The sequence below is a fragment of the Micrococcus sp. 140720015-1 genome, from assembly GCF_053627595.1.
This window is the reverse complement of sequence record NZ_JBSEYC010000001.1, coordinates 595,057-617,927: the sequence shown is the minus strand read 5'-3', so window position 1 is coordinate 617,927 and position 22,871 is coordinate 595,057. Positions and strand designations below refer to the sequence as shown.

Annotated in this window: 17 protein-coding genes; 7 read left to right on the top strand and 10 right to left on the bottom strand. The window is 76.4% G+C overall.

Annotation, left to right across the window (positions count from 1 at the left end):
- The first annotated feature begins 146 nt into the window (after nucleotides 1–146).
- Nucleotides 147–1,547 (top strand): zinc-dependent metalloprotease, encoded by a 1,401-nt coding sequence (locus tag ACUXPL_RS02885; protein WP_454181809.1) that lies wholly within the window; start codon nucleotides 147–149, stop codon nucleotides 1,545–1,547.
- A 64-nt stretch (nucleotides 1,548–1,611) separates the two neighbouring features.
- On the opposite strand, the gene ACUXPL_RS02880 is transcribed toward ACUXPL_RS02885, so the two are convergent.
- Entirely contained in the window at nucleotides 1,612–2,283 is a 672-nt protein-coding gene (locus ACUXPL_RS02880) for a M48 metallopeptidase family protein (RefSeq protein ID WP_454181807.1), read from the bottom strand.
- A gap of 97 nt (nucleotides 2,284–2,380) precedes the next feature.
- Between ACUXPL_RS02880 and ACUXPL_RS02875 the strand changes: the two genes are divergently transcribed.
- Complete coding sequence (locus ACUXPL_RS02875) at nucleotides 2,381–3,109, top strand: ThiF family adenylyltransferase (RefSeq protein ID WP_454181805.1); 729 nt, start codon at nucleotides 2,381–2,383, stop codon at nucleotides 3,107–3,109.
- A 42-nt stretch (nucleotides 3,110–3,151) separates the two neighbouring features.
- On the opposite strand, the gene ACUXPL_RS02870 is transcribed toward ACUXPL_RS02875, so the two are convergent.
- Complete coding sequence (locus tag ACUXPL_RS02870; RefSeq protein WP_454181803.1) at nucleotides 3,152–5,281, bottom strand: ATP-dependent DNA helicase UvrD2; 2,130 nt, start codon at nucleotides 5,279–5,281, stop codon at nucleotides 3,152–3,154.
- A gap of 15 nt (nucleotides 5,282–5,296) precedes the next feature.
- Complete coding sequence (nudC, locus tag ACUXPL_RS02865; RefSeq protein ID WP_454181801.1) at nucleotides 5,297–6,286, bottom strand: NAD(+) diphosphatase; 990 nt, start codon at nucleotides 6,284–6,286, stop codon at nucleotides 5,297–5,299.
- Nucleotides 6,287–6,358: 72 nt separating this feature from the next.
- Between nudC and ACUXPL_RS02860 the strand changes: the two genes are divergently transcribed.
- Entirely contained in the window at nucleotides 6,359–7,450 is a 1,092-nt protein-coding gene (locus ACUXPL_RS02860; protein WP_454181799.1) for a macrolide 2'-phosphotransferase, read from the top strand.
- Here ACUXPL_RS02860 and ACUXPL_RS02855 read toward each other — a convergent pair.
- The 3 genes from ACUXPL_RS02855 to ACUXPL_RS02845 are packed head-to-tail and all read right to left on the bottom strand — an operon-like array spanning nucleotide 7,425 to nucleotide 14,790.
- Entirely contained in the window at nucleotides 7,425–10,955 is a 3,531-nt protein-coding gene (locus ACUXPL_RS02855) for an ATP-dependent helicase (RefSeq protein ID WP_454181796.1), read from the bottom strand. The two genes, ACUXPL_RS02860 and ACUXPL_RS02855, sit on opposite strands and share 26 nt — an antisense overlap.
- Nucleotides 10,943–14,383, bottom strand: a complete 3,441-nt coding sequence (locus tag ACUXPL_RS02850) for an ATP-dependent helicase (RefSeq protein ID WP_454181794.1) — start codon at nucleotides 14,381–14,383, stop codon at nucleotides 10,943–10,945. The genes ACUXPL_RS02855 and ACUXPL_RS02850 overlap by 13 nt, the downstream gene beginning before the upstream one ends.
- Nucleotides 14,380–14,790 carry an MGMT family protein gene (locus ACUXPL_RS02845; protein ID WP_454181792.1) on the bottom strand — a complete coding sequence of 137 codons (411 nt, stop codon included), beginning with the start codon at nucleotides 14,788–14,790 and terminating at the stop codon, nucleotides 14,380–14,382. Before ACUXPL_RS02845 ends, ACUXPL_RS02850 begins: the two co-directional genes overlap by 4 nt.
- Before the next feature lie 44 nt (nucleotides 14,791–14,834).
- On the opposite strand from ACUXPL_RS02845, the gene ACUXPL_RS02840 reads away from it, so the two are divergent.
- Nucleotides 14,835–15,521 carry an exonuclease domain-containing protein gene (locus ACUXPL_RS02840; protein WP_454181790.1) on the top strand — a complete coding sequence of 229 codons (687 nt, stop codon included), beginning with the start codon at nucleotides 14,835–14,837 and terminating at the stop codon, nucleotides 15,519–15,521.
- A 28-nt stretch (nucleotides 15,522–15,549) separates the two neighbouring features.
- On the opposite strand, the gene hemL is transcribed toward ACUXPL_RS02840, so the two are convergent.
- Nucleotides 15,550–16,875, bottom strand: a complete 1,326-nt coding sequence (hemL, locus tag ACUXPL_RS02835) for a glutamate-1-semialdehyde 2,1-aminomutase (protein ID WP_036381097.1) — start codon at nucleotides 16,873–16,875, stop codon at nucleotides 15,550–15,552.
- Nucleotides 16,872–17,858 (bottom strand): porphobilinogen synthase, encoded by a 987-nt coding sequence (gene hemB, locus ACUXPL_RS02830; protein ID WP_454181788.1) that lies wholly within the window; start codon nucleotides 17,856–17,858, stop codon nucleotides 16,872–16,874. Before hemB ends, hemL begins: the two co-directional genes overlap by 4 nt.
- Before the next feature lie 154 nt (nucleotides 17,859–18,012).
- Between hemB and brnQ the strand changes: the two genes are divergently transcribed.
- The 3 genes from brnQ (at nucleotide 18,013) to ACUXPL_RS02815 (ending at nucleotide 20,869) form a co-directional block, all read left to right on the top strand.
- The gene (gene brnQ / locus ACUXPL_RS02825) at nucleotides 18,013–19,407 is read left to right on the top strand and encodes a branched-chain amino acid transport system II carrier protein (protein ID WP_454181786.1); all 1,395 of its coding nucleotides are present in this window, start codon (nucleotides 18,013–18,015) and stop codon (nucleotides 19,405–19,407) included.
- 10 nt (nucleotides 19,408–19,417) lie between these two features.
- Nucleotides 19,418–20,488, top strand: coding sequence for an NYN domain-containing protein (locus ACUXPL_RS02820; RefSeq protein WP_454181784.1), 1,071 nt, complete (start codon nucleotides 19,418–19,420; stop codon nucleotides 20,486–20,488).
- Between the two features lie 99 nt (nucleotides 20,489–20,587).
- The gene (locus ACUXPL_RS02815; RefSeq protein ID WP_002854949.1) at nucleotides 20,588–20,869 is read left to right on the top strand and encodes a hypothetical protein; all 282 of its coding nucleotides are present in this window, start codon (nucleotides 20,588–20,590) and stop codon (nucleotides 20,867–20,869) included.
- Between the two features lie 27 nt (nucleotides 20,870–20,896).
- On the opposite strand, the gene ACUXPL_RS02810 is transcribed toward ACUXPL_RS02815, so the two are convergent.
- The gene (locus ACUXPL_RS02810; RefSeq protein ID WP_454181782.1) at nucleotides 20,897–21,736 is read right to left on the bottom strand and encodes a uroporphyrinogen-III synthase; all 840 of its coding nucleotides are present in this window, start codon (nucleotides 21,734–21,736) and stop codon (nucleotides 20,897–20,899) included.
- A gap of 1 nt (nucleotide 21,737) precedes the next feature.
- Nucleotides 21,738–22,871, bottom strand: coding sequence for a hydroxymethylbilane synthase (hemC, locus tag ACUXPL_RS02805; RefSeq protein ID WP_454181780.1), 1,134 nt, complete (start codon nucleotides 22,869–22,871; stop codon nucleotides 21,738–21,740).

Genomic DNA, 22,871 nt, shown 5'->3' with positions numbered 1-22,871 from the left:
CACGTGCCGCGCGGCGACGGTCACACCAGTCTACGTGGGGCCGCGACCCCCGCCTGCCCCGCCCGACGCCGTGCGCCATGGGCGAACCGCGCCGCCGCGAGGTCGGGAGGGCGGGCGCATCGCGTCGGCGCGGATACGCTGGAGACATGAGCAACGACGCGCGCACGCCCGGATCCGACGACGGCCGCGACCCCCTGGAGGAGATGCTGCGGCAGCTCTTCGGCGGCCAGGGCCCCGACCCGGACGAAGTCCGACGCGCCATGGAGGGCCTGGGCGGCCCCGGCGGGGTGCCCTTCGACCCGTCCCAGCTGGATCCGGCCATGATGCAGCAGGCCATGGCCCAGTTCCAGGCGATGATGAGCTCCGGCTCCGGCTCGGACGGCCCCGTGAACTGGTCCCTGGCGAAGCAGGCCGCCCGCCAGGCCGTGGCCGGCGAGGACCCGGCCGTCGGCTCGTTTGCGCGACGCGAGGTGGACGAGGCGCTGCGGCTGGCCGAGCTGTGGCTCGACGGCGTCACGCAGACCGAGCCCGTCGGCAGCGTCGGCGTGGCCTGGTCCCGTGCCGAGTGGGTCGAGGCGACCATGGACCAGTGGCGCCGGCTCACCGAGCCCGTGGCCGTCTCGATGTCCCGCGCGATGTCCGCGGCCATTGAGCAGCAGCTGCCGGGCCAGCTCCCCGAAGGCATGGACGCCTCCCTGCTCGGCGGGCTGCAGCCCATGCTGAAGAACATGGGCGGCACGATGTTCGGCCTGCAGCTCGGCGGCGCCGTGGGCGCCCTGGGCAAGGAGGTGCTCTCGGGCACGGACATCGGCCTGCCCGTCGCCGGCCACCGCCTCGCCCTCGTCCCCGTGAACATCGAGGAGTTCGGCGACGGGCTCTCGGTGCCGGACGACCAGATCCGCATCTACCTGGCCCTGCGCGAGGCCGCACGCATGCGCCTGTTCCTGCACTCGCCGTGGCTCGAGCGGGACCTGTACGCCGCCGTCGAGCAGTACGCCGCGGGCATCCGTCTGGACACCGAGGGCATCGAGCGGGCCGCGCAGTCGGTGGACCCGATGGACCCCGGTTCCCTGCAGGCCGTGTTCGACGGGGCGTCCTTCATCGCCGCCCCGGACGCCACCCAGCAGGCCGCGCTGGACCAGCTGGAGCTGCTCGTCGCCCTCGTGGAGGGCTGGGTGGACGTGGTGGTCGCCGAGGCCGCGCGCCCGCTCGAGTCGGCGCCCGCCCTGCGCGAGACCATGAACCGCCGCCGCGCCTCGGGCGGCCCGGCCGAACAGGCCTTCGCCGCCCTCGTGGGCCTCGAGCTGCGCCCGCGCCGCCTGCGCGAGGCCGCCGCGTTCTGGGAGCACGTCACGGCCGAGCACGGCACGGAGTACCGCGAGGAGATCTGGCGCCATCCCGAGCGTCAGCCCACCGCGGAGGACCTCGAGGACCCCGCCGGGTACGCCGGGCGCCGCTCCGCCGCGGACGCCAGCACCGAGTCCCTCGACGACGAGCTGCGCAAGCTCCTCGAGGGCGGCTTCGGCGACGCGCCGCGGGAGGGTTGAGCCCCTTCCGGCACGACGGCGGCGGGCGGTCCGGCACCTCAGGGGCGGGCCGCCCGCCGTCGTGTCAGTCCGCGTCCTCGTCCTCCGCCCACCGGTCCGGCGCCGTGCGACCGCGGCCCTCGGCGAAGGTGACCCCCTCGAGGAAGGCCATCGCCTCGGCGTAGCGCGGGTACCGGTCCACGAGGCGTCGGAAAGCCGGGCCGTGTCCGGACTCCAGCAGGTGGGCCAGCTCGTGGACGAGCACCGCCGCCACCACCCAGTCCGGCATGCCGCGCAGCTGCGTCGAGAGCCGGATGGTGCCGCGCGCGGGCGTGCACGAGCCCCAGCGGCGGCGCTGCCGGGCCGACCACGTGACCGAGACCGGACGGGCCCGCCCGCCCAGGTGCGCCGCCGAGAGCCGTCCCGCCCAGGCCAGGAGCGCGTCGTCGGAGCGGGCGTCGGCGGGGCGGCCGTCCGGGTCGGCCGCGGGCTGCCCCGTCCCGCCGCGTGCGCCCACCTTCGCGACCATCCGGCCGATCCACTCGCGCTCCTGCGCGGCCGAGAGCCGGGCCGGGACGTTGACCTGCAGGCGGCCGTCGCGCCACGCCGCCGAGACGGTGCGGGTGCGGGCCGTGGAGCGCACGAGCCGCACGGGCGTGCCCTCCCAGTCCAGGTCGGTGCTCTCGCGGGCGGGGCCGCGGTGGGCGGCCGGGACGGCTCGTGGAGGGCGGCCGGGGGCGGGCGGGACAGGGCGCATCCGGCCATTGTCCGGCATGGGCCGCAGGCTGTGGACAATCCGGCGCGGTCCGGGTGCGCCCTGGCAGGGTGGGAGGCACCGAGCCGAGAGGAGAGCCGTGCGCACCGTCGCCGAGACCGTCACCACCGTCCCTCATGACGCCGCTGCGTCAGCGCTGGAGCCGGGGGCGTGGGCCCCGCCGACCGACGTCCACGTGGCGGGCCTCGACGCGGTGGGCGCGGCGATCGCCCACGCGCTGGCGGGGGCCGGGGCGCTGCGCCTGGCCCTGTGGGATCCGCGGCCCGTGGACGCCGCGGACCTGGGGACCGGCCTGCTGCCCGGGGACCTCGGTCGGCCCCGGGCGGGTGCGCTCGCGCGCCGGTTGGGCGATGTGGCCCCCGGGCTGCGCCTCTACGCGCACCACGGCCCGGTGCCGGTGCTCGTGGGGCAGGCGACGGTGGCGGTGGGGTCCGTGCTCGACGCGGACCTGGCCGCGCAGGCCCTCGCCGCCGACCACCCGCTGCTGCCGGTCACGGTGGGGCCGAGAGCGGTCACGGTCGGACCGTGGTGCGCCCCCGGGGTGCGCGGGTGCCCGCTGTGCCGATGGCCCGCGGACCCGGCGGGCGTCCCCGGTGTCCCGACGGCGCCCGGCCCGTCGGCGCACCGGGGACAGGTGGACGGGCTCGCGGCGCTACGGGCCGCCGTACTGACCGTGGACGCCCTGCGGACCGGACCGGCCCCCGGCGTGCTGCGGGCCGATCGGGTGACGGGACGCACGCGCCGGGTGCGGGTCCGCCCCCGGCCCGGCTGCGCCTGCGACCCGGACGCGCTCGGCTGGGCGTTCTGAGGGGGTCGGCGCCGCCGGCGGAACGGGGCGCGGGTCCGCGGCTCAGGCCGTCGGGGTGCCGTGCAGCAGCTCGAGCAGCTCCGGTCCGTGCTTCTCCAGCTTGGCCTTGCCGAGGCCGGGCACCTTCAGCAGCTCTGCCGGGGTCTTCGGCATGGCCTCGGCGATGGCCACGAGGGTGGCGTCCGTGAACACCACGAACGCGGGCATCCGCATCTCGGCGGCCGTGCGGGTGCGCCAGTCGCGCAGCTCCTCGAGCACCGTCTCGTCGTAGGTGGCGGGGCAGTCCAGGCAGCGGCCGACCTTGCGCTCGGCTCCCGTCTCGAGGGGCTTGCCGCACGTGCGGCACACGGCGACCTTCGCGCCCCGGCGCCGCGGCGCCGTCGGACCGGCCGCGGAACCACGGGCCGGGGCGTGCTCGCGGGTGCCGCCGAGGGTCGGGTCGATGGCCCACAGGAACCGGGAGGGCCGCCGGGTGGAGCGCCCGCCCGTGCCCCGCGAGAGCGTCCACGTCAGCGACAGGTGCTGGCGGGCACGCGTGATGCCCACGTAGAGCAGGCGCCGTTCCTCGTCCACCTCGGCCTGGGTCTCCGCGAAGGAGATCGGCATGAGCCCCTCGGACAGGCCCACGAGGAACACCGCGTCCCACTCGAGGCCCTTGGCCGAGTGCAGCGAGGCCAGGGTGATGCCCTGCACCGTCGGCGCGTGCTGGTGCTGGGCACGCTCGTCGAGCTCGGCCACGAGCTCGGTCAACGTGAACTCGGCCCCGCGCGTCGTGGCAAGCTGGTCGGCGAGGTTGACGAGTGCGTGCAGGGACTCCCACCGTTCACGGGCCGCACCGGAGGCCGCCGGCGGTTCGGCGGAGTAGCCGAGCGAGGAGAGCACGTCCCGCACCCGGTCCGTGACGTCGTCGCCCGTCAGGTCCTGGGCGGCGCGGGCGGCGGCCCGCAGCTGCAGGATGCCGTCGCGCACCTCGCGCCGGGAGAAGAACCGCTCGCCGCCGCGCAGCTGGTAGCCGATGCCCGCCGAGGACAGCGCCGTCTCGAAGGCCTGGGACTGGCCGTTGGTGCGGAACAGGACGGCGATCTCGGAGGCCGGCACGCCCTCATCGATCAGCGCCGCGATCCGGTCCGCGACCCAGCCGGCCTCGGCCTCGTCGTCGGTGCACTCCGCGAACACGAGGTCGGGACCGGCCGGCCGCTGGGAGACGAGCTCGAGGGGGTCGGGCCAGCGCGGCATCGTGCGGTCCCGCTCCCCCGCCTTGGTGCGGTCCGCCAGCAGGCGGTTGGCCGCCTCCACGATCTGCGGGCTGGACCGGTAGTCGCGCACGAGCCGGACCACCGTGGCCGCGGGGTACCGCTCACGGAAGTCGGTGAGGAAGCGGGAGGTCGCGCCCGTGAACGAGTAGATCGTCTGGGAGGCGTCGCCGACCACGCACAGGTCGCCGCGGTCGCCGAGCCAGAGGTCGAGCAGGCGGTGCTGCAGGGGCGAGACGTCCTGGTACTCGTCCACCACGAACACCCGGTACTGGTCCCGGATCGTGGCCGCGATCTGCGGCTCGGTGGACAGGATCCCCACGAGGATCAGCAGCACGTCCTCGAAGTCGATCATGTTCCGCGCCGTCTTGGCCTCCTCGTAGCCCGTGTAGAGACGGGCGACGGTGGTGGCGGTCCAGCCGGCGGGCATCTCCCGCTCCTTGGCGGCCTCCGCGTAGCCCTCGGGGGCGTGCAGGGAGACCTTGGCCCATTCGATCTCGCCGGCGAGGTCGCGCAGACCGGCCCGGTCCACGGACATCCGCATGCGCTGGGCGACCTCGGTGAGCAGGCGCACCTTGTTCTCGATCAGCGAGGGCATGGGGCCGCCCACGGCCTGGGGCCAGAAGTACTGCAGCTGGCGCAGGGCCGCCGAGTGGAAGGTGCGGGCCTGGACGCCGGCCACGCCGAGGTCGCGCAGGCGGGTGCGCATCTCCGCGGCGGCGCGCGCCGTGAAGGTCAGGGCGAGGGTCCGGTGCGGGTCGAAGACGCCGGAGGCGACGCCGTAGGCGATGCGGTGCGTGATGGCGCGGGTCTTGCCGGTGCCGGCACCGGCCAGGATGCAGACGGGCCCGTGCAGGGCCGTGGCAGCCCGGCGCTGCTCCGGGTCGAGGCCGCGGAGGATCTCGTCGGGAGTGCTCATGCGGGACGAGTCCTCCTAGGTGATCAGGGTCTGCGCATCGGGCAGCGTCCCACCGTACCAATCCTCGATGAGCGCCCGCGCGATGGACACGGCCCCGGGCAGGGTGACGTCGCCCGCGCGGGCCAGATGCGCGAGCTCCTCCCGCTCGAACCAGCGCACGGAGAGGATCTCCTCGCCGTCCGGGACCGGCTCGGCGCCGGCCGGGGCCAGCGCGGTGAACCCGAGCATGAGCGAGCGCGGGAAGGGCCACGGCTGGGAGCCGCGGTAGCGCGGCTGCGTCACCGTGACCCCGGACTCCTCCGCGATCTCCCGGACCACCGCGTGCTCCAGGGACTCCCCCGGCTCCACGAACCCGGCCAGGCAGGAGTACAGCCCCTCGGGCCACGCCGCGTTGCGGCCCAGCAGGATCCGCCCGGCCGGGTCGGTGACGGCCACGATCACCGCCGGGTCCGTGCGCGGGAACTGCTCCCGGGAGCACTCGCGGCAGCGGCGCACCCAGCCGGCCGCCTCGACGTCCGTGGCGCCGCCGCAGAACGCGCAGAAGCGGTGGGTGGCGTGCCAGTTGGCGTTCGCGACGGCGGCCACGAACAGCCCGGTGTCCGCGTCGCTGAGGGCGGCGGCCGCGTCGCGGAGGCCGACCCACACGGCGTCCGCGAGCGCGGTGGCCGCGTCCTCGGGCAGGGCCACCGGCGGCTCGACGGCGACGCAGACCACCTCGCGCTCCCGCCCGCGCGGGCCCCGGTCCGCCGCGGTGCCGCGACCCAGATACGCCGCCTCGGCCGGCACGGGGCCGGCGGGCGCGGTGAAGACGAGCCGCCCGTCCGCGACCGGCGCGCGGCCGCCCTGCAGCCACAGGACCTCCGTTCCCTCCCGCGCCCAGGCCGCCGCCAGGTGGCCCGGGTCGAGGCGGGCCACGGCACCGCGGTCCAGCTCCTCGCGGGCCAGCGGCAGGGCCAGGGGTGGTGCGGCGGTGGGGTCGGGCGACGACGGGGGGCAGGAAGCCATGCGTCCAGGCTAGCGACCCGTCTCCGGTGCGCCCGACGACGGGGGAGGGCGTTCCGCGCCTAGGCTGGAGGGGTGGATCGTCAGCCCCTTCGTCTCGCAGCCCTGGCCGCCGCGGCCGTCCCCGGCCTCGCCCCCGTCTCCGTGGAGGCGAGCCCGGACGACCCCGCGGACTTCTCGACCGCCGTCGTCGTGGACGGTGAGGGCCAGCGGTGGCGCGTCCGCTCGCCCCGCACCCCGGAGGCGGGCATCCGTCTCGAGACGGAGCTGCAGGTGCTGGCGGGCCTGACCCCGGCGGTGCGCGCCGGCCTGCCGTTCCGCACGCCCTCCGTGGCGGGCGCGGTGCGGCTCGAGGGGCTGCGCACCTTCGTCTACCAGGACATGCCCGGGCGTCCCGTCACCCTGGACGAACTGGCCCGGCTCGGCGAGCCCGCGGTGCAGGACGTGGGCCGCGTGCTGGCCGCGATCCACACGCTGCCCTCGGACGTCGTGGACCACGCGGACCTGCCCTCCTACACGGCGGAGCAGATCCGGCAGCGTCACCTCCACGCCCTCGACCAGGCGGCCACCTCCGGCCGCGTGCCGCCCCTGCTGCTGCGCCGCTGGGAGGAGGCCATGGAGGAGGAGGCCCTGTGGCGGTTCACCCCGGTGCCCGTGCACGGTGACCTGCACGAGGACAACCTGCTCCTCGAGCGCGGCCGCGTGGTGGGCGTGACGGGCTGGACGGACCTGCACGTGGGCGACCCGGCCGACGACGTCGCCTGGCTGGCCGCCGCCACGGACCCGGACCTGGCCGACCGTGTCCTCGACGCCTACGCGGCCCGGCGCGCCGACGCGGGGGCCGCCGACGACGGCGACGCGCACCTGATGCGCCGTGCGGCGCTGCTCGCCGAGTTCGCCCTCGCCCAGTGGCTCACGCGGGGCCTGGACCGGCACGACGCGGGGATGGTCGCCGAGGCGGAGGCCATGCTGGCCGAGCTCGCGGGCGACGTGCGCGCCGCGCAGGAGGCGGCCGCGCGCCAGGCGGAGGCCGACGCGGCCGCCGAGGACGCCCGGGATGCGGCGGAGGACGCCCGGGAGGCCGCGAGGAGCGCGGACCCGCAGACGGGGCCGGTGCCCGCCGTCGAGGTGGTGCGGCCGATCAACGGCGGGCCAGGGCGTCCGTGATGTGACGCTCGAGCTCCTCCTCCCCCGGCAGGTCCGGGAAGGAGCGCTCCTGCCCGTGGGCCACGTACACGAAGCTGGCCCCGATCCGTTCCAGCGGGATCCCGTGCAGCCGTGACCAGGCGAGCCGGTAGACGGCCAGCTGCAGCGACTTGAGCTCGAGGTCGCGGCCCCGCGGCACGGCGCCGGTCTTCCAGTCGACGAGCTCCCAGTCGGCCTCGGGGTCGAAGGGCAGGCGGGGGTCGCCGCCGGAGCGGTAGATCGCGTCGACCCGGCCGCGCAGCGTGATTCCGCCGACCGTCGTCTCGACCGGGGCCTCGACGAAGGCCGGGGTGCGCTCCGCCCAGCGCGAGGAGCGGAACCACTCCTGCATCGGGCCGAGGTCGAGGGCCTCGTCGACCCACAGGTCCGCGGCGTCCTCGGCCGAGTCGATGTCCAGCATGCCGGTGGCCCCGAAGCGCTCCTCGAGCCACGCGTGGAACGCCGTGCCGCGCCGCGCCGCATGCGCGGGCGGCCGGGGCAGGGGCCGGCGCAGCTGCTCGGCCACGGCCTGCGGGTCGGCGGCGAGCTCGCCGTAGAGGGACACGGAGACGTGCTCGGGCAGGGCGGTCTCCCCGCCCGTCCCGGCGACGTCCCGGCGGCGCAGCAGCACCCAGTCCACCTGGCGGGCCAGCTCCGGGTCGTCCCCGAGCGCCTCCGGGTCCGCGGCGTGCACGGCCGCGGCGGCCGCCTCCACCCCGTGCCGGCGGGCCCGGGAGCGGTGCGGCAGCGGCTGCCAGCGTTCCTCGTCCTCGGGGTCCTCCGGGTCGGCGACGAAGGCCTCCGGGCCGTCGAGCGGGTCGAAGGGCCAGCGGGCGACCAGCGTCCGGCCCGCGGCGGGGTTGGCCTCGGGCAGGTCGTCCTCGGCCGGGGCGGGGCCGAGCGCGACGCCGGGCACCTCCCCCGCCAGACCGGCCACCTCCTCGAGGAAGGCCGAGGCCGGCAGGGGCTCCTTGTTGACGCCCTTGAACAGGGAGGTGCTCAGCCACAGGGCGGATCGCGCGCGCGTGTACGCGACGTAGGCCAGGCGCCGCTCCTCGCGCTCGGCGTGGGCGGCCACGGCCACGGCATAGGGGTCCGGGTTGCCCTCCTGGGCCGCCTTCGAGCTGTATCCGGTGCCGGCCGACTGGACCCAGTCCCGCTGGTCCTGCGCCCACGACCCGTCCCACTGCGGCAGCGACGCTCGGTCCCCGCGCAGGGGCCATGGCAGTGCGCCGGCCCGGGGGCTGGTCCAGCGGTCCGCCCGCGTGGACGGGAACGTGCCCTCCTGCAGGCCGGGGACCGCGACGACGTCCCACTCGAGCCCCTTCGAGGCGTGCGCGGTGAGCACCTGGACCAGGCCGGGGGTGGGTTCGGCGTTCTCGACGCCGAGGCCGTCCTCGTGCTCGAGGACGGACTCCGTCCAGGCCAGGAACGCCGTCAGGTCCGTCGCCGTGGTGCCGGCGCCGAAGTCGCGGGCCGCGTCCTGGAACGCGTTCAGGTGCCGCCGGGCCGCGGCCGCGGAGACGCCGGGCCGCAGGGCCACCTCGACGTCCAGCCCCGTCTCACGGATCACCTCCGCGATGAGGTCGGCCGGGTCCTCCCCGGTGCGCGTGGAGAGCCGGCGCAGCTCCGCGTTGACGGCCCTCAGTCGGGCCAGGCCCTCGGGTGAGAAGCCGCGGCCGCGGGAGCCGACCCAGTCCGTCCCCTCCCCGGGCAGGGAGTCGAGGGCCTCCAGCAGGGCGGCGGCGTCGGCGTCCTCCTCGGGGCTCACGTCCCGGGCCGGGGCCGCGTCCGGGGCGGCCCCGGCGGGGTCCTCCCGCCCACCGGCGGCCCGCCGGGCCCGCAGCCGCGAGACGAACCGGGCGCGCTCCTGGAGCACCTCGAGGTCGGCCACGCCGATGCGCCAGCGCGGGCCGGTGAGCAGGCGGACGAGCTGGTCGCTGCGCGTCGGGTCGGCCAGCACGTGGAGGACGGCGAGCACCTCGGCGACCTCCGGCAGCGCCAGCAGCCCGGAGAGTCCGAGCACCTCGTAGGGCAGGCCGGCGGCGTCGAGCGCGTCCAGCACGGGGCCGAACTGGGCGCGGGTGCGGCACAGGACGGCGCGGCTCGGGGTGGTCCCCCCGGGCCCGGCCCCGGTGAGGGCGCCGAGGCGGGCGACGACGTCGGCGGCTTCCTCCTCCGCGGTGACGAACCGGTCCACCCGGACGACGCCCTCCCCCGCGCCCGGCCGGGGTCGCAGGGTGCGCACCTCCACCGGCGCGCCGCCCGCCGCGGCGGCGTGGGCGTTCAGCGGTGCGGCGACGGCGTTGGCGACCGCCAGGATCGACTCCTCGTTGCGCCACGCGATCGTCAGGTGCGAGACGTCCGCGTTCACACGCCGTGAGGCGCCGCCGGGGCCGGTCTCCAACCGGGGGAAGGCGTGCGGGAAGGCGAAGAGCTGTCCGGCGGAGGCGCCGCGGAAGCCGTAGATCGACTGGTGGGGGTCGCCCACCGCGGTGACGCAGTGCCCCAGCCCGGGCGCGTCGTCCTCGGGGCCGCGCGGGCCGAACAGCCCGGCGAAGATCCGCATCTGGGCGTGGGAGGTGTCCTGGAACTCGTCCAGCAGCACCACGGGGAACCGCGCGCGCTCCTGCTCGCCGGCCGCCGGCACCTCGACGGCGATGCGCGCCGCGTGGCGCAGCAGGTCGCCGAAGTCCATGACGTCCTGCTCGCGCTTGACCTCGTCATAGCGGGCCACGAGGTCCGCCATGAGGGCGCGGTCCGCCAGGCCGGTCAGGAACTCCTGGATCTCCTTCGAGGGGGTCTTGGCGCGCGGGGGCAGCGGCAGGGCGCTCCCCTGCTCGGCCAGCCGGGCGAGGAACCCGCGCACCTCGTCCGCGGTCACCAGGTGCTCGGCCATGTCCCCGGCCAGCCGCAACGCCTGCGTGATGAGCCGGGACGGGGCCACGCCGAGGGTGTCCGCGACCACCGGATGCGAACGCACGACGGCGCCCATGAGCCGGTGGGCGTCCGCGCCCCCCAGCAGCCGCGCCTCCGGTTCCACGCCGATCCGCAGACCGTGGTCCCTGACGAGCGCGCCGGCGTAGGAGTGGTACGTGGACACCGAGGCGCGGCCCAGGTCCTCGGGCTCCCCGTCGAAGCCGGGGATCTCGAGGCCGGAGCGCAGCAGGGCGTCCACGCGCCCGTTGATCCGCTCGGCGAGCTCACCGGCCGCCTTCCGGGTGAACGTGACGCCGAGGACCTCGTCCGGGCGCACGAGCCCGTTGGCCACGAGCCAGACCACGCGGTCGGCCATGGTGGCGGTCTTGCCGGATCCGGCGCCGGCCAGCACCAGGCGCGGAGTGAGCGGGGCGGTGACCACCTCGGTCTGCTCCTGCGTGGGCGGGGGCAGCCGCAGCCGCGCCGCGATGTCCTCCGGGGAGTGGACCGCGTCCTCGACGCGCGGACGATCGGTCGGGGCGGCGGGATCGCCGGTCAGCGGGGCCATTCGGTGACCTGCCTTCCTTCGGAGCAGAGCGGACAGACGGAGGGCAGCGCGCACCGACGGGCGCCGGCCTCGTGGAGGGCGAGGAAGCGCGGCCCCGTGGTGCGACGGGCCGCCGTGAACACCTGCTCGAGCGCCCAGGTGTCCTCGTCCTCGAGGGCCGGCTGGTCCTGCACCTTGGTCTTCTGGGTGCCGGCGCCGAGCTGGACGAGGGCCGCGCCGGCCGGCGTCGCGGGCCGCTCCAGGCCGGCGAGCGCGGCGCGCAGGGCGGGGTCGGTGGCGGGGTCGTCCCGGACCTGCTCCAGACCGCCGGCGCGGACGGCCACCTGATAGGCGGCCAGCTGGGGCTGGCGCGCCATCTCCGCACCGGTGGGCGCGCTGCGGCCGGTCTTGAGGTCGGCGATGAAGGGTCGGCCCTGCGCGTCCGCCTCGAGCCGGTCCACGACGCCGGTGATCCGGACGGTGGTCCCGCCCCAGGTCAGGTCCGCGAGGAGCCGCACCTCCTGGGCCACGGGCCGACGCCCGGCCGCCCGGGCGATGCTCCAGTAGCCGATGTAGGCGTCCACCAGGCCGCGGGCCCGGTCGTGCTCGATCTCCGTGATCCAGCCCTCCGGCAGGCCGAGTTCGGGCAGGCGGCGCTCCAGTTCGGCACGCACGTCCTCGGGCACGCCCTCGGGATGGTGTTCGGCCACCGAGTGCACGAGCGTGCCCACGGACTGGGCGAGGGTCCCGCCCGCGTTCGCGCCGACGTGGTACAGCACCCAGTTCAGCGGATTGCGCAGGGCCGTCTCCACGCGGGAGGGCGAGAGCGCGACGACCTCGTGCTCCGGGTCGACGAGCGCGGCCTCGGTGGACAGCGGCAGCAGGCCCCACCAGCGTCGGGGGTCCGCGACGGTCACGCCGTCCTCGGCGAGGGCCGCCAGGCCGGCGGCCGCCGCCGCCCGGGGTGTCGCCCCGTCGGCCGCGTCCGCCTCATCCCCGGCCTCCAGGACGCGGCGCAGCCGGCCGACGAGCGCGGGTGCCGTGATCGGGTCGGGGACCGCGGTGAGCCGCCGGACGCCGGCGGCGTCGCGCGCCTCGGCGGGCAGCCGTTCGGGCGGGTCCACCAGGTCGAGGAAGTCGGAGGGGCCCTCATCCGGCGAGCGCACGGCCGTGGCGACCACCTGGCGCCGTGCCCGGGAGACGGCGGCCGCGAGCATGCGCAGCTCGTCCTGGCGGACCTCGCGCAGCCGGGTGCGGTGGTCCGTGGGCCACGGGGCGTCCGCGGGCAGGGTCACGAGGTCCACGAGGTCGGTGGCGCCGAGCAGCTGGCCGCGCAGCCGGGTGTTCGGCCACACGCCCTCCTGCAGGCCCACGACGATCACCGTGTCCCACTCCTGGCCGGCCGCCGCGGCGGGGGTGCGCACGTGCACGGCGTCACCGGACTCGGCCCGGCGGGCCAGGGTGTCCACGGGCAGGTCCTGGGACTCCATGTAGACGGCGAACGACTCGGGAGACGCGCCCGGGAACTGGTTCACGAAGCGCTCGGCCACCTTGAACAGGGCGACGACGGCGTCGAGGTCCGCGTCCGCCCGGCGGGACTCGCGGCGGTCGTTCGCGTGCTCGGCGGGCCGCAGCGCGAGCGAACGCCACCGCTCGGCCCGACCGGAGGCGGACCACAGCGCCCACAGCACGGTCTCGGGCGAGGCCGAGGGGGCGCGGGCGGCCTCCAGGCCGTCCCGGAGCATCCAGTGGACGCGGCGCAGGGCGCGGTGCCGCTCGTGCTCGGGGCCGGCCAGGCTCGGGTCCAGGAGGGCCGCGGCGAGCAGCGCGTCCGAGGTGCACCGGCCGCCCCGGTCCCGCTCGGCGGCCAGCAGGTCCTGGCGCAGCCGCCGCACGTGCAGCGCGCTGGCCATCCCGTACCGGCCGGTGAGCAGTCCCACGACCTCGTCCGGGTCGAGCACGTCCTCGACCCGGGCCTCCGGATCCTCCGCGAGCGCCCCCGCCGCGTCCAGCAGCGTGAGCAGGGGCGCGACGGCGGGCTCCTCCTTCAGCACGAGCCCGGCGGCGTCCCGCAGCACGGGGACGCCCTCGGCCTCCAGGTGACGGGCGAGCGCGGCCACACGGGAGCCGGAGCGGGCGACCACGAGGATCCGGTCCAGGGGCACCCCGTCCTCGTGGTGGACCCGCAGCACCCGTTCGAGGACGAGCTGGTCCTCGTGGGCGCGGGTGGGCACGACGTGCGCCCGGACGGCGCCGTCGCCGTCCGCCGGGACGGTCTCGGTGCGGGTCCGTTCGACGCCGGCGGTGCGCTGGCGGACCCGGCGGGCCACGCGCAGGTAGGCGTCCTGGACCTCGGCGCGCATGCGGTGCCCGCGCGTCAGCACCCGGACGCGTCCGTCCGGGGACGCGGGCGGGGCGGCCCCCGGCACGGGATCGGGGTCGAGGACCCCGGGGTACCGGGCGAGGAGGTCGGGCCGGGCGCCGCGGAAGCCCTCCACGGTGGTGTCCGGCGACGCGGTGAGCAGCACGTCCCGCCCGCGGCCGAGCACGCTGAGCAGGTCGTGCACGGCGGGGGTGGCCTCGTGGAGGTCCTCGACCACGAGCACGGCCAGGCGGTCCCGCTCCTCCGCCACGAACGCCTGCGCCGCGGCGTCGCGCTCCGGGTCCTCGGGATGCCGCTCGGTGAGCACGCGGACGGCGGCGGACAGCAGCCCGGCGGCGTCGAACGCCTCGGCCATGCCCAGGTCGATCCGGTCCCGGTAGTCCTGCAGCAGCACGGCAGCGGCCTCCCACTCGGGGCGCCCGTGGGCGGTGCCGAGCTCCTGCAGACGGCCCGGCTCGAGGCCGAGCTCGCTCATGCGGTCCACGAGCTCGCGGACCTCACGGCGGAATCCCCTCGTCTCCACGGCGGGGGCGACGTCGGCCGGCCAGTCCGGCGCGGCGGCGAGGCCGGCGGCGTAGCCGTCGAGCAGCTCGGCGATCACCGTGTCCTGCTCGGCACCGGTGAGCAGCCGGGGGGCGGCCTCCAGATGCCGCAGCGGTCCCGTGACGCGGGCGCGGCGCAGCAGGTCGAACGCGTAGGAGGACCAGGTCCGCACGGGAGTGACGGCGCGGGTGCCCCGCCCGGCGGAGGCGAGCCGGCGGGTCAGGGCGTCGCGCAGCCGCGCCGCCGCGTCCCGGCTCGGGGCCAGCAGCAGGAGGGACTCGGGGTCCAGCCCCGCCTCGATCCGGCGGGCCGCGTACTCGACCGCCACGGTGGTGCGCCCCGTGCCGGGGGCGCCCAGCACGAGCACGGCGCCGTGCCCGGGGGCGAGCGAGGCGATCGCCTCCTGCTCGTCCGTCAGCGTGATCCGGTCCTCGGGCGCGGCGGCCGTGCGCACCAGCCGGGCGGCCGGCTCCGGCGCCGCCGCGTCGTCGTCGACGGGGTCCACCCCGTGTTCCCTGGTCATGGCCTCATCCTCGCACCGGGCCCGGACACGATACGGTCGGCGATCGCACGGATCGCCCGCGCGGCGCCGTCGTCGGGCTCCCAGCGGGCCCGGTGCAGGTCCACGCGCCCGTCCGGGGTGCGGGGCGTGCCCTCCCGCTCGTGCTCGACGGCGGCCCGCGCGGCCAGCTCCGGAGGCAGCGAGCCGTCGGCCCGGACCACGCGCCACCAGGGCGTGCCGGGGCTCGATTCGGCCATCGCCCGGCCGGCCTGCCGCGGGCCGCCGACCCCCAGCAGGCCGGCCAGCCCCCCGTAGCTGACGGCGTGTCCGGGCGGGACCAGACGGGCGAGCGCCTCGAGCCCCTCGCCGAGGGTGAGCGGTCCGTCGTCGCGGTGGCGAACGCCGGGGAGCACAGGGTGATCGGTCACGACCCCATCCTGTCGTGTCTGCCGGTCCGGGTAGCGTGAGGCGCGTGACTTGGCATGAGAGCATCCGCGCCGGCTTCGACCTCGAGACCACCGGACGTGATCCGCGCACCGCGCTGATCGTGACCGCCACCCTGGTGATGGTGGACGAGCACGGCCGCGCCGCGTCGTCGGCCGAGTGGCTCGTGGACCCGGGCGTGCCCATCCCCGCCGAGGCGGCCGAGGTCCACGGCGTCACCACGGAGCGGGCGCAGGCGGAGGGCATGCCCGCCGCGCAGGGCGTCGCGGAGATCACCGAGACCCTGCGGGACCTGTTCGCCGCGGGCATCCCCGTGGTGGCGTTCAACGGCGTGTACGACTTCACGGTGATGGACCGGGAGGCGCGCCGCCACGGGCTGACGCCGCTCGAGGCCCGCCCCGTGATCGACCCGTTCGTGCTGGACAAGCAGGTGGACCGGTTCCGCAAGGGCAAGCGCACGCTCTCGGCGGTGTCCGAGCACTACGGGGTGACCCTGGAGAACGCGCACACCTCCGCGGCGGACGCCCTCGCCGCCGTCCAGGTGGCCGACGCCCTGGCCGCCCAGTACGAGCAGCTGCGCATGGCGCCGGCGGAGCTGCACGAGCGGCAGGTCCGCTGGAAGGCCGAGCAGGCGGAGAGCTTCGAGCAGTACCTGCGGCGCAAGGACCCGCAGGCCACCGTCTCGCGCCACTGGCCGGTCGAGGCCGAGCGCTGAGCACCCGGCCCCGACCCGCACCCGGGTCTCAGCCCTGGGGCGTCGCCGCCGCGGCCGCCTTCGCCGCGGCCGGCAGCGCGTCGAGCACCCGGGTGACCGCCGCGTCGTCGTGGGCGGCGGAGACGAACCAGGCCTCGAACACGGACGGCGGCAAGTACACGCCGGAGGCCAGCATCGACTGGAAGAACGGGGCGTAGCGGAAGACCTCCTGGCCCTGGGCGTCCCGGTAGTCCCGCACGCCGGTTCCGGAGGTGCCGAACGCCAGGGAGAACAGGGTGCCGGCCCGCTGGATCGAGTGGTCCACGCCCTCGGCGTCCAGGGCGGCCACGAGGCCCTCGCGCACGGCGTCCGAGGCGCGTGTCACGGCCGCGTAGACGGCCTCGTCGGCGCGGGAGAGCGTGGCGTGGCCGGCGGCCATGGCCACCGGATTCCCGGAGAGGGTGCCGGCCTGGTACACCGGACCGAGCGGGGCCAGGTGGTCCATGATCTCGGCGGAGCCGCCGAGGGCGGCCGCGGGCATGCCGCCGCCGATCACCTTGCCGAAGCACCAGATGTCCGGGGTCCAGCCCTCGGGCTGCCCGGACAGGCCCCAGCCGCCCGTGGCGGTGGCGCGGAAGCCGGTGAGCACCTCGTCCCAGATCAGCAGCGCGCCGTGGCGGCGGGTGATCTCGCGCAGGAACGCGTTGAAGCCCTCGGCGGGCTCCACGACACCCATGTTGCAGGGCACGGCCTCCGTGATGAGCGCGGCGATGCGCTCGCCGTGCTCGGCGAACACGGCCTCGACGGCGGCGCGGTCGTTGTAGTCCACCACGAGGGTCTCGGAGGCGGCGGCCTCGGTGACGCCCGCGGAGCCGGGCAGGGCGGCGGTCGCCACGCCCGAGCCGGCCGCGGCCAGCAGGCCGTCCGAGTGGCCGTGGTAGCAGCCGGCGAACTTCACGATCAGGTTGCGGCCGGTCACGCCGCGGGCCAGGCGCAGGGCCGTCATGGTGGCCTCGGTGCCGGTGGACACGAAGCGCACGCGCTCGACCGGGACCTTGGAGGCGATCAGCTCGGCCAGCGCGGTCTCCTCCAGCGTGGAGGTGCCGAAGCCGAGGCCGCGGTCCACGGCGGCGTGGACGGCCTCGACGACCTCGGGGTGCTGGTGGCCCAGCAGCATGGGGCCCCACGAGCAGACCAGGTCCACGTACTCGTTGCCCTCGACGTCCGTCAGGTACGGGCCGCGTGCGCCGGCCATGAACCGGGGCGTGCCGCCCACCGAGCCGAAGGCGCGCACGGGCGAGTCGACGCCGCCGGGGATCACGGCCTGGGCCGCGGCGAAGGCGGCGGCGTTGGTGGTCGGCTGGGACGCGGTCACAGGGACCCCTCCTTCATCCAGCGGCCGAGCTCGGCCGCCCAGTAGGTGAGCACGGAGTCGGCGCCGGCGCGCCGGATGGAGAGCACGGACTCGACGATCGAGGCCTTCCGGTCGATCCAGCCGTGCGCGGCGGCGGCCTCGATCATCGCGTATTCCCCCGAGATCTGGTACGCGGAGACGGGCACGTCCGCCATGTCCGCCACGTCGCGCACGATGTCCAGGTAGCTCATCGCGGGCTTGACCATCACCATGTCCGCGCCCTCCTCGAGGTCGAGGGCGACCTCGCGCAGGGCCTCGCTCCGGTTGGCGGCGTCCATCTGGTAGGTCTTGCGGTCGCCCGTGAGCTGGGAGTCGACGGCGTCGCGGAACGGCCCGTAGAACGCCGAGGAGTACTTCGCGGCGTAGGCGAGGATCGCGGTCTCGTGGTGGCCGGCGCCCTCGAGGGCCTCCCGGATCACGCGGACCTGGCCGTCCATCATCCCGGAGGGGCCGAGCACGTCCGCACCGGCCTCGGCCTGCGCGACGCCCATCCGGGCGTAGATCTCCAGCGTCGCGTCGTTGTCCACGGCGCCCTCGGCGGTGAGCACGCCGCAGTGGCCGTGGTCGGTGAACTCGTCCAGGCACAGGTCGGACATCACGACGAGCCCGTCCCCCACCTCCGCCTTCACGTCCCGGATGGCCTGGTTCAGGACGCCGTCCGGGTCCAGGGCGGCGCTGCCGACGGCGTCGCGCGTGGCCGGCACGCCGAACAGCATGATGCCGCCCAGGCCCAGCTCGGCGGCCTCGGCCGCGGCGGCCTTGAGCGAGTCCGCGGTGTGCTGCACGACGCCCGGCATCGAGACGATCGGCACGGGCTCGGCGGCGCCCTCCTTGATGAAGGCCGGCAAGATCAGCTCGGCGGGGTGCAGGCGCGTCTCGGCGACGAGGCGGCGCATCGCGGCGGACCGGCGCAGACGCCGGGGACGGTGCAGCGGGAAGGACATGGCGGGGTCACACGCTCCTGGTTCGGGGACCCGTCCAGTCTAGGCGCGGAGGCTGACCGCTCCCCGGGCGTGGCACCGCCGCCCCACGGGCCGCTCCACGAGCCCGCGCGCCGGGTACAGTCGTGGCGCCCCGTCCGCCGTCGAGAGGCCCGTGATGCCCCCGCGCCTGCGCCCCGGCCAGACCCTGCTGCTGGCCTCGCTCGTGTTCGGCCTGTTCTTCGGCGCCGGCAACCTGATCTTCCCCGCCGGCCTGGGCCGGGACGCGGGCGCCGCGGTCACGCCGGCCACGCTCGGCTTCCTCGTCACGGCGGTGGGGCTGCCGGTCCTGGGCATCGTCGCCTCGGCGGTGACGGGGGCGCGCTCGGTCCGTGAGATGACGGCGCCCGTCTCCCGGCGCTTCGCCGTGGCGTTCACGTGCCTGCTGTACCTGACGATCGGCCCCCTCTTCGCCATCCCCCGCACCGCCACGGTGTCCTATGAGATCGGCGTCGCGCCCCTGGCGGGCGACGGCGGCCTGCGGCTGCTCGGCTTCACCGCGGCGTTCTTCGCGGTCGCCGCGGTCGCGGCGTTCCGTCCGGGCCGGCTCATGGAGTGGGTGGGGCGGTACCTGACCCCGGCGTTCCTGGTCCTGCTCGGCGCCCTGGTGGCGGCCGCCGTCGTCGCCCCGATGAGCACGGGCGCCCTGCCCTCGCCCGCCCCCGCCTACGCCGACGGGGCGCTCGTGCGGGGCCTGCTGGACGGCTACACCACGATGGACGCGCTCGCCTCGCTCGCCTTCGCGGTCGTGATCGTCGACGCCGCCCGGCGCCTGGGCGTGACGGGCCCGCGCCGCATGGCGGTGGAGCTGGGCAAGGCGGGGCTGCTCGGCGGTGCGGCGATGGCGGTGGTCTACGCCTCGCTGGCGTACGTCGGCGCCACGAGCCACGGCGCGTTCGCGCAGGCCGCGAACGGCGGCGACGTCCTCGCCCGCACCGCGAGCCACTTCTTCGGCACGGCGGGCGCGTACCTCATCGCGGCCATCGTCGTCGTCGCGTGCCTGAAGACCTGCATCGGGCTGATCGTGGCGTGCGCCGAGATGTTCGCGGAGATGTTCCCCGGGTCCTACCGGCTGTGGGCGAGCCTCTTCCTCGTGGTGTCCTTCGCGCTCGCCAACCTGGGCCTGGAGGCGATCATCGCCTGGTCCGTCCCGGTGCTGATGTTCCTCTACCCGATCGCCGTCGTCGTCATCCTGCTCGGTCTCGCCTGGGCCTGGGTGCGGGACCGCCCGGCGGTGGCCCGCTGGGCGGTCGCCTGCACGGGGCTCGCCGCCTTCTTCGACCTGCTGGGCGCCCTGCCGGAGGCGCTCGCGACGACGCCGCCCGTCACCGCCCTGACGGGCCTGGCCGGCCGGGTGCTGCCCGGCTACGCGGTCGGCTTCGGCTGGGTGGTCCCGGCGCTCGTCGGGCTGGTCGTCGGCACGGTGGCCGCCGCCTCGCGGCCCCGCCCGCGCCGGGGCGAGCGGGAGGCGACCCCGGTCACCGCCGGCCACGGGCGCACCGCCGCCGACTAGGGTGGGACACATGCCCGAACCCACCCCCGCATCCCTGCGCATCGCCGTCCTGATGGACAGCGACAACGTCTCCCCCAAGTTCGCCCCCCTGATCCTCGAGGAGCTCGCCACCTACGGCACCCCCACGATCAAGCGCGCGTACGGCGACTGGACCACGACCAACCTCAACGGCTGGAAGAAGGCGCTGAACCACCACGCGATCCAGCCGGTCCAGCAGTTCGCCTACACCGTGGGCAAGAACTCCTCGGACTCCGCGCTCATCATCGACGCGATGGACCTGCTCTGGATGGGCAACGTGGACGCGTTCGCCCTCGTCTCCTCCGACTCCGACTTCACGCGCCTGGCCACCCGCCTGCGCGAGGGCGGCAAGCGCGTGATCGGCCTGGGCGCCCGCAAGACCCCCGCCTCGCTGCGCAACGCCGTGGACCAGTTCATCTACCTCGAGCTGCTCGGCACCGCCACGGACCACGACGTCGACGACGACGAGACCGGCGAGGACGCTCCCGCTAAGGAGGAGAACGCCAAGGCGTCCGAGGGCTCCGGCCGCTCGGGCTCCCGCCGCGGCGGTCGAGGCCGCGGTCGCGGGTCCAAGACCACCGACGCCACCGACACCCCCGAGGCCACGGACGCGGACGTCGCGGACGCCGAGGCCCCCACCGCCGACGCGGCACCCGCCGGGGACGCCGCCGGCAAGGACGGGAAGGCCCCGGAGGCGAAGTCCGGAGCCGGCCGTCGAGGCCGCCGTGCGTCGTCGTCGGACGTCACCGAGGACCCGACCCCGCCCGAGGTGCCGGTCGAGGCCGAGCCCGAGCACGACGAGGCCGACGCCGCCCCGCGCATCGACCTGCAGGCCGCGCTCACCAAGGCCGTCAACGCCACGAGCACCGACGACGGCTGGGCCACGCTGTCCCTGATCGGCCAGCACCTGAGCCGCACCCACGTGGACTTCGACCCGCGCGACTTCGGGCACTCCAAGCTCTCCACCCTCGTGGAGGACCAGCCGTACCTGCGCACCCGCACCGAGGGCCGCACCATGGAGGTCTCGCTGGTCCGCCGCCGCAGCCGCCGCGCCGAGGGCTGAGCGGCACGGCCCGTCGTCCCCCGTGGCCGGCGGGCCGGTCCACCGGCCGTTCACCCGCCGGCCACCCGGCCACCACGCCCGCCCGGTAGGCTCCCCGCCATGGGGAACACTCTGGGCTTCCTGCGCGGCGTCGACCGCCTGCACGCCTTCTACACGGAGAACGTGCGCATGCTCGCGCACGCGTACGACCTGACGGACGAGGAGGCCTCGGAGCTGCTCGCCAACACGGGCTTCACCAACGTCTCGGTCGCCATCCTGCGCGGCCCGCGGGTGGACATCATGGCCGCCGCCACCGGCGTGCCGCAGGACGAGAAGCACGACGCCGGCCCGGCGCCGACGGAGGACGACGCGACCGACCCGGACGGCGACCGCCCCGACTGAGCCGGGCCCCGAGTGCGGCCGGGCGGCTCAGGCCGCAGCGCGCAGCACGGCCAACACTCCGGCCGCATCCGGCGTGGGGGCCGTCCCGAGCAGGGGCAGACCCCGCCGCGCGCACGTGTCCCGGGTCGGCGCGCCGATCGCCACGAGCCGCACCTGCTCCCCCACCAGCGGCGTCAGCCCCGCGGCCACGAACTCCTCCGCCGCGGACGAGCTGGTGAGCACCACGGCGGTCCCCGCCGCGACCTCGGCCAGCCGCGCGGGCGTCACGACGTCCCCCCGACCCTCGTCCGCCGCCCCGTCGAGCAGCCGCCTGCCGGCCTGCGCCGGATACGGCACCGTCCGGTAGGCGAGCCCGGTCCGCACGTCCCAGCCCGCCGCGCGCAGGCCGTCGGCGAGGCGGGGCCGGGCCCGATCGGACTGGGGCAGCCACGCGCGGGCGCCGCGGGGATGCAGGGCGGCGAGTCCGGCGATCAGGCCCTCGGCGGAGCGGTCCTCGGGCGGCAGCCACGGCGCCGCGTCGCAGCCCGCCTCGGTCAGCACCCGTGCCGTGCCCGGTCCGGTGACCGCGATCCGCGCGCCCGCCGGGACATGGCCGTCCCAGCTGACGGCCCTGAGTGCGCGCACGGTGTTGGGGCTCGTCAGCACGAGCCAGCGGGACCCGTCCGAGCGCACCGGCCCGGCCGCATCACCGTCGGCCCCCGCCCAGTCCGCGAGCAGCGCGCGCAGGGGGCCGTCGTCGTCGGGCAGCGCGAAGTCGGTCAGCGGCAGGAAGCCGACCCGCAGCCGCCGCCCCGCCACCTCGGCGCCGGCGAGGCCGGTCTCGAGGTCGCCGGTCTGGGCCGGCTGGCGGGTGAGCAGGACGCGCATCTCAGGCCGGGTCGTCGGGCCGCGGGGCGCCGTCGCCCCGGTCCACCCCGCGCACCGTGCCGGGCAGCAGGTCGGCGCCCTCGGCCACGAACTGCTCGGCCACGTGCACGCCGAGTGCCTCCGCGGCCACGAACAGGGTGTCCTCGAGCCACTCGTCGGCGGCCGCCGGGTCGCCGGCCACGTCGGCCGGCACCGGGTCGAGCTGCACGGACGAAGTCCGGCGCAGCACGCGCGAGCCGTCGAGGGCGGCCACCATCGCGGTCATCTCGATGCGCGGCGCGCCGGCCTCGCCCTCGGTCACGCGGGCCACGGCCCCGATCGGCGCGGCGCAGCCGGCCTCGAGGCGGCGCAGCAGGGCCCGCTCGGCGGTGACCGCCACGTGGGTGTCCCGATCGTCGACCAGCTCGAGGGCGGCGTGCAGCCTCCCGACCGGCGCCTCGGGGTCCAGGAGCGCCCGACCGAGGAAGGACTCGTCCTCGGCCCGGATCTCCACGGCCAGGGCGCCCTGCCCGGGGGCGGGCACCATGACCTCCGGGTCGATCCGCTCGGTGATCACGTGGTCCAGGCCGAGCCGGTCGAGCCCGGCACAGGCCAGGATCACGGCGTCGAGGTCACCGCGGGGCGAACCCGCGGCGGCCGGGGCGTGGTCGTCGTGTTGCTCCAGCCCGGGCACGCGGGCCAGGCGGGTCTGCACGTTGCCGCGGATGTCCACCAGCTCCAGATCCGGGCGCAGCGCCTTGAGCTGGGCCACGCGGCGCGGCGAGCCCGTGCCCACCCGGGCGCCCTCGGGCAGGGTCGCCAGGGTGAGGCCGTCGCGGGCGCACAGGGCGTCCCGCAGGTCGGCCCGGGCCGGCACCGCGGCGATCTCGAGGGTCTCCGGCTGGACGGCCGGCAGGTCCTTGAGCGAGTGCACGGCCGCGTCCACGACGCCGTCGAGCACGGCGGCCCGCAGCGCCGAGGCGAACACGCCGGTGCCGCCCAGCGAGGCCAGCGAGCCGGTGGTGACGTCGCCCTCGGTGCGGACCACCACCAGCTCGTGGGCCAGGCCGGAGCGCTCCGTGAGCGCCTCCGCCACGTGGGTGGTCTGCGTGGTCGCCAGGGCGGAGCCCCGGGTGCCGATGCGCAGGGGGGTCAC